The following is a 6,845-nucleotide window of genomic DNA, read 5'->3' on the forward strand; positions in this document are numbered from 1 at the left end:
GAAGGCTGCCCAAGGCAGCCTTCAGCTCTGAAAAGGTTTTACCGGACACTAGTGACGCAGAGCGTGGGAACGATCAGGCTGAAGGTGCTGCCAGTTGCGGTGGCGGGGTGAAGTCAAACGGCGCCAACGCAAACCCTTGCTCATCCACCTGCAACGCCCAGCCCTGACGATCCCAATCCCCCAACACAATACGCTTGGCCGCCTGCGCGCCAATCTGCAACTTGTGGATGGCGGGGCGATGGGTGTGGCCGTGGATCAAGGTTTTCACGCCGTATTGCTGCATGATCCGCGGAATCTCTTCCGGCGTGACATCGACAATGTCATTGGCCTTCATCCGCGTCTGCGCACGGCTTTCGCTGCGCAGCTTGCGCGCCAGTTTATGGCGGGTGCCCAAGGGCAGATGGCGCAGGATGAACAGGGTGATCGGGTTACGCAGGTAGCGCCGCAGCTTCATATAACCGACGTCGCGGGTGCAGAGGCTGTCGCCGTGCATCAACAGCACCGGCTCGCCGTAAAATTGCACGACACTCGGATCTTTGAGCAAGGTACAGCCGGCTGCTTTGCAGAAGGCCTTGCCGAGCATGAAGTCGCGATTGCCGTGCATCAGAAAAATGGCCGTGCCGCTGTCGCTGAGGTCGCGCAGGGCCTGGCAGATGGAGCGCTGGAACGGCGTCATGGCATCGTCGCCAATCCACGCCTCGAAAAAGTCGCCCAGAATGTACAGCGCACTCGCCGAGCGGGCGCGTCCAGCGAGCAAATCCAGAAACGCCCGGGTAATGTCCGGGCGCTCCTCTTCCAGATGCAAGTCTGAAATCAGCAGTATCACTCAATGATCTCGGCTTTCTCGATGATCACGTCGTCTGCAGGTACGTCCTGGTGACCGGCCTTGGAGGTGGTGGCCACGCCTTTGATCTTGTCCACTACGTCGGTGCCTGCAACCACTTCGCCGAATACCGCGTAGCCCCAGCCCTGAACGGTCTTGGCGCTGTGGTTCAGGAAGCTGTTGTCAGCCACGTTGATGAAGAATTGCGCGGAAGCCGAATGCGGCTCCATGGTGCGGGCCATGGCAACGCTGTACTTCTTGTTCGGCAGGCCGTTGTCGGCTTCGTTCTGGATGCTTGGGCGCTTGTCTTTCTTTTCTTTCATGCCTGGCTCGAAACCACCGCCCTGGATCATGAAGTTGCCGATGACGCGGTGAAAAACGGTGTTTTCGTAGTGACCGGCCTTGACGTACTCGATGAAGTTGGCAACGGTCAGCGGTGCCTTTTCAGCGTTCAGTTCCAGGACGATGTCGCCGAAGTTGGTAGACAGTTTGACTTGAGTCATGATCAGTACTCTTTATAGAAATTCGTGGGTTTCGGGGCGCTTTGGCCCTTAACCGGTCCGGCCAGTGTCGGCCAAGGTGCGCAGTTTAGCGTGCCGGGCGTGAATTTCGAGGCTGTTTTTCATCGCCGGCCGATTAAATGCAACCGATTGCCGGCCTGCTCTGTCAGCCACTTGACAGCATCGGCTATGATAAGCCCCTTTGATTTATAACAGCCGCTTTGATTTGGCCAACTGGCCGCGCACTTGTACGTTCAAGGATCCTATGAGCAAGCCCACTGTCGACCCTACCTCGAATTCCAAGACCGGCCCTGCCGTGCCGGTCAATTTCCTGCGCCCGATCATCCAGGCGGACCTGGACTCGGGTAAGCACACGCAGATCGTTACTCGTTTCCCGCCTGAGCCCAATGGCTACCTGCACATCGGTCACGCCAAGTCGATTTGCGTGAACTTCGGCCTGGCCCAGGAGTTCGGCGGCGTCACGCACCTGCGTTTCGACGACACCAACCCGGCCAAGGAAGACCAGGAATACATCGACGCGATCGAAAGCGACGTCAAATGGCTGGGCTTCGAATGGTCCGGTGAAGTGCGCTATGCCTCGCAGTATTTCGACCAGTTGCACGACTGGGCGGTAGAGCTGATCAAGGCCGGAAAGGCCTATGTCGACGACCTGACCCCTGAACAAGCCAAGGAATACCGTGGCAGCCTGACCGAGCCGGGCAAGAACAGCCCGTTCCGCGACCGTTCGGTTGAAGAAAACCTCGACCTGTTCGCCCGCATGAAGGCCGGCGAGTTCAAGGACGGCGCACGCGTGCTGCGGGCCAAGATCGACATGGCCTCGCCGAACATGAACCTGCGCGACCCGATCATGTATCGCATCCGTCACGCTCACCACCACCAGACCGGTGACAAGTGGTGCATCTACCCGAACTACGACTTCACCCACGGTCAGTCGGACGCCATCGAAGGCATCACCCACTCGATCTGCACCCTGGAGTTCGAAAGCCATCGTCCGCTGTACGACTGGTTCCTCGACAGCCTGCCAGTACCGGCGCACCCGCGTCAGTACGAGTTCAGCCGTCTGAACCTGAACTACACCATCACCAGCAAGCGCAAGCTCAAGCAACTGGTCGATGAAAAGCACGTCAATGGCTGGGACGATCCGCGCATGTCCACGCTGTCGGGCTTCCGTCGCCGGGGCTACACGCCGAAATCGATCCGCAACTTTTGCGAAATGATCGGTACCAACCGTTCCGACGGCGTGGTGGACTTCGGCATGCTCGAATTCAGCATCCGTGACGACCTCGACCACAGCGCCCCGCGCGCCATGTGCGTGCTGCGTCCGCTGAAAGTCGTGATCACCAACTACCCGGAAGGTCAGGTCGAAAACCTCGAACTGGCGTGCCACCCGAAAGAAGACATGGGTGTGCGCGTTCTGCCGTTCGCCCGTGAGCTCTACATCGACCGTGAAGACTTCATGGAAGAGCCGCCAAAAGGCTACAAGCGCCTGGAGCCGAACGGCGAAGTGCGTCTGCGCGGCAGCTACGTGATCCGTGCCGACGAAGCGATCAAGGACGCCGATGGCAACATCGTCGAACTGCGTTGCTCGTACGATCCGGAAACCCTGGGCAAGAACCCTGAAGGCCGCAAGGTCAAAGGCGTGGTGCACTGGGTGCCGGCAGCGGCCAGCGTCGAGTGCGAAGTGCGTCTGTACGATCGTCTGTTCCGTTCTCCGAACCCGGAGAAGGCCGAAGACAGCGCCAGTTTCCTGGACAACATCAACCCTGACTCACTGCAAGTCCTCACCGGTTGTCGTGCTGAACCCTCGTTGGGCAACGCACAGCCGGAAGACCGTTTCCAGTTCGAGCGCGAAGGTTACTTCGTCGCTGATATCAAGGACTCGAAACCGGGCGCTCCGGTATTCAACCGTACCGTGACCCTGCGTGATTCGTGGGGCCAGTGATTTAGTCTTAAGGAACCGTCGTGCTTACGATCTACAACACGCTCACCAAGAGCAAAGAAGTCTTCAAGCCGCTGGATGGCAACAAGGTGCGCATGTACGTCTGCGGGATGACCGTATATGACTACTGCCACCTGGGCCATGGCCGCAGCATGGTCGCGTTCGACCTGGTGACCCGCTGGTTGCGGTTCAGCGGTTACGACCTGACCTACGTGCGCAACATCACCGACATCGACGACAAGATCATCAATCGCGCCCGTGAAAACGGCGAGTCGTTCGAAGCGCTGACCGAGCGCATGATCGCAGCGATGCACGAGGATGAGGCTCGCCTCAACATTCTCAAACCGGACATGGAACCGCGCGCCACCGGCCACATTGCCGGCATGCACGCGATGATCCAGACCCTGATCGACAAGGGCTACGCCTACGCACCGGGCAATGGCGACGTGTACTACCGCGTCGCCAAGTTCATGGGCTACGGCAAGCTGTCGCGCAAGAAGATCGAAGACCTGCGTATCGGTGCACGAATCGAAGTCGACGAGTCGAAACAGGACCCGCTGGACTTCGTGCTGTGGAAAGGCGCCAAGCCGGGCGAACCGAGCTGGCCATCGCCGTGGGGCGACGGTCGTCCGGGCTGGCACATCGAGTGCTCGGTGATGTCCACCTGCTGCCTGGGCGAGACCTTCGACATTCATGGCGGCGGCAGCGACCTCGAGTTCCCGCACCACGAAAACGAAATCGCCCAGAGCGAAGCGGCCACCGGCAAGACCTACGCCAACGCGTGGATGCATTGCGGCATGATTCGCATCAATGGCGAGAAGATGTCCAAGTCCTTGAACAACTTCTTCACCATTCGCGACGTGCTCGACAAGTACCACCCGGAAGTCGTGCGTTACCTGCTGGTGTCGAGCCACTACCGCAGCGCGATCAACTATTCGGAAGACAACCTCAAGGACGCCAAGGGCGCGCTCGAGCGTTTCTACCACGCGTTGAAAGGCCTGCCGAGCGTTGCACCTGCTGGTGGCGAAGCGTTCGTCGAGCGTTTCACCCAGGTGATGAACGACGACTTCGGCACGCCGGAAGCCTGTGCGGTGCTGTTCGAGATGGTCCGCGAGATCAACCGTCTGCGCGAGAGCGATCTGGATGCAGCGGCCGGTCTGGCGGCGCGCTTGAAGGAGCTGGCCAGCGTGCTGGGTGTGTTGCAGCTTGAAGCCGATGACTTCCTGCAGGCCGGTGCCGAAGGGCGGGTCGATGCGGCTGAAGTCGATGCACTGATCCAGGCTCGTTTGACGGCTCGTGCCAATAAGGACTGGGCCGAATCCGACCGCATCCGCGACCAGCTCACCGCCATGGGCGTGGTGCTGGAAGACGGCAAGGGCGGTACGACCTGGCGACTGGCTGACTGATGATCGTTCCCACGCTCTGCGTGGGAATGCCTCAACGGACGCTCCGCGTTCGACTCTTGGGACGCAGAGCGTCCCGGGCTGCATTCCCACGCGGAGCGTGGGAACGATCAACTCTGTCACTCGATCTGGCGCAACCGCTTGTACAAGGTATTGCGACTAACCCCCAACCGTCGCGCCAAGTGGGAAATATTCCCTCCAGCCGCCTGCAATTGCCGATTCAATGCCTCGGCATCATTCAAATCAACGGCTATCGGCTCCGGCGTATCCACCGGCTCCATTTCCAGATCGACAAAAAAATCATCCGGTAAATGCTCCGGTCGCACGGGTTGCTCTTCGGCCATGGCCAGCGCCACCTGCATCACGCTGCTGACCTGACGCAAATTCCCCGGCCACGGATGGCGGCTGAACAGTTCCAGCACCTCGGGGCTCAACCCGGCCCATTGCGACGGTTCACGGTGTTGTTCCCACAAGCGCTTGAACAGCGCCTGCTTGTCACTGCGTTCCCTGAGTGGTGGCAGTTCCAGGGTCAAACCGCCGATGCGGTAATACAAATCCTCACGAAACCGCCCCAACTGCACCTGCTCGCGCAACGAACGGTTGGTCGCCGAGATGATCCGGATGTCCACCGGGAACAACTCGCTGCTGCCCACCGGTTGCACGCAACGCTCCTGCAACACCCGCAGCAGCCGGGCCTGGGTCGGTAGCGGCATGTCGCCGATTTCATCGAGGAACAGGGTGCCTTTGTCGGCCTTGCGGATCAGCCCGATGCTGCCTTTCTGGTTGGCGCCGGTGAACGCGCCTTTCTCGTAGCCAAACAGCTCGGACTCCACCAGTTCGGCGGGGATCGCTGCACAGTTGACGGCAATGAACGGTTGTTTGCTGCGTGAACTGGCATGGTGCAGGGCTTTGACGAAGACTTCCTTGCCGACCCCGGTCTCGCCGTGGATCAGCAATGGAATGTCCTTTTCCAGCAAGCGCTCGGCCTGGCGCACGGCTTTTTCCACGCGGCTGTCGCCGAAGTGCAGGGTGTTGAGGCTGATTGCGGCGGGTGCTGCCAGGGCGGGCTCAGTGCACTTTATTTCAGGGCTTTTCGTTTCAGTGCTCTTTTTTTCTGCAAACAGCCGCGCCTGAATCGACGCCTGTTTCGGTCGTTTCAGCACGCACTGGAAACGGTTGCTTCCTGAGGCTTGCAGGGAAAACGGCAGGCCGTCCGGCTGATTCAGCAGCTCCATCAACGAGACTTTGAACAGGCTTTCGACGCTGACCCGCGACAGGCTGATGCCCAGCAGATTGTCGGCCCGGCGATTGGCCGACAGCACCTGGCCGGTTTCGTCGAAGATCAACAGCCCGGCCCATTGGCTGTCGAGGTTGTTCAGCCCAGTGTTGAAGGTCAGTTGGAAATGCTGGCCGTGGAACAGGTTGAGGATCAGCCGGTTCTCCACGGTCTGGCTCATCATCTTGACCATGCCGAGCGTGTGGGAGGGCGGCAGGTAGCTGTCGCTGGACACATCCAGCACCGCGATCACCTTGCGCTCGGCATCGAAAATCGGCGCGGCGGAACCGGTCATGAAGCGGTTGGCCTTGAGGAAATGTTCATCGTGCTCGATGTGCACCGCCTGCTCGCAGGCCAGCGCGGTGCCGATCGCATTGGTGCCGCTGCAATGCTCCATCCAGCTGGCGCCGGCGCTGAAACCGCGGGTCAGGCTCGGCTCGATGAAACGCTGGGTGCCCCACGACGTCAGCACCTGGCCGTGATTGTCGGCGAGCATGATCAGGCAATTGGAGTTGCTGAGGATGTTTTCGTAATACGGCAGGACTTCCTGATGGGTGGTCTGCACCAGGGAATGCTGGCTCTCCAGCAATTGGGCGATGCCGTCTGCCGGCAGCTGATCGAACGCCGGAGCGCTCTGATGATCGAGCCCGAAGGCGCGGCAGCGGGACCAGGAGTCCTGGATGATGGCATCGTGGGAGCGCTTTGAGACAGGTACGGCCATGGCGGTCGATCTCTGAGCAAGCTTTTATTGTTTTTATGGGTTTTGCATCACGTTCAAACGCTACATAACTGTAGGAGCCAGGGGTGGGGGGGGGGGGGGGGGGGGGGGGGGGGGGGGGGGGGGGGGGGGGGGGGGGAGGGGGGGGGGGGGGGGGGGGGGGGG

The 6,845-nt window shown here is 60.3% G+C and carries 5 protein-coding genes; 2 read left to right on the forward strand and 3 right to left on the reverse strand.

Going from position 1 to position 6,845, the window contains the following annotated elements:
- Nucleotides 1–73 precede the first annotated feature (73 nt).
- Both lpxH and AC1RO5_RS30800 read right to left on the reverse strand, forming a co-directional pair.
- On the reverse strand, nucleotides 74–826 hold the full coding sequence (gene lpxH / locus AC1RO5_RS30795) for a UDP-2,3-diacylglucosamine diphosphatase (RefSeq protein ID WP_493179533.1): 753 nt from the start codon (nucleotides 824–826) through the stop codon (nucleotides 74–76).
- Nucleotides 823–1,326 (reverse strand): peptidylprolyl isomerase, encoded by a 504-nt coding sequence (locus AC1RO5_RS30800; protein WP_493179535.1) that lies wholly within the window; start codon nucleotides 1,324–1,326, stop codon nucleotides 823–825. The genes lpxH and AC1RO5_RS30800 overlap by 4 nt, the downstream gene beginning before the upstream one ends.
- A 262-nt stretch (nucleotides 1,327–1,588) precedes the next feature.
- Between AC1RO5_RS30800 and AC1RO5_RS30805 the strand changes: the two genes are divergently transcribed.
- Nucleotides 1,589–3,286 (forward strand): glutamine--tRNA ligase/YqeY domain fusion protein, encoded by a 1,698-nt coding sequence (locus tag AC1RO5_RS30805; RefSeq protein ID WP_493179537.1) that lies wholly within the window; start codon nucleotides 1,589–1,591, stop codon nucleotides 3,284–3,286.
- A 20-nt stretch (nucleotides 3,287–3,306) separates the two neighbouring features.
- A complete protein-coding gene (gene cysS, locus AC1RO5_RS30810; RefSeq protein WP_493179540.1) occupies nucleotides 3,307–4,689 on the forward strand; it encodes a cysteine--tRNA ligase in 1,383 nt (460 codons plus the stop codon).
- Nucleotides 4,690–4,805: 116 nt separating this feature from the next.
- Here the strand turns inward: cysS and AC1RO5_RS30815 are convergent, their stop codons facing one another.
- Nucleotides 4,806–6,683, reverse strand: a complete 1,878-nt coding sequence (locus AC1RO5_RS30815) for a sigma-54-dependent Fis family transcriptional regulator (RefSeq protein WP_493179542.1) — start codon at nucleotides 6,681–6,683, stop codon at nucleotides 4,806–4,808.
- Between the last annotated feature and the right edge of the window lie 162 nt (nucleotides 6,684–6,845).

The sequence above is a fragment of the Pseudomonas sp. GW822-FHT02G04 genome, assembly GCF_058802085.1.

Coding starts and splice junctions, on each gene's coding strand:
- AC1RO5_RS30800 (WP_493179535.1), bottom strand. CDS start 1,326: ATGACTCAAGTCAAACTGTCTACCAACTTCGGCGACATCGTCCTGGAA.
- AC1RO5_RS30805 (WP_493179537.1), top strand. CDS start 1,589: ATGAGCAAGCCCACTGTCGACCCTACCTCGAATTCCAAGACCGGCCCT.
- AC1RO5_RS30815 (WP_493179542.1), bottom strand. CDS start 6,683: ATGGCCGTACCTGTCTCAAAGCGCTCCCACGATGCCATCATCCAGGAC.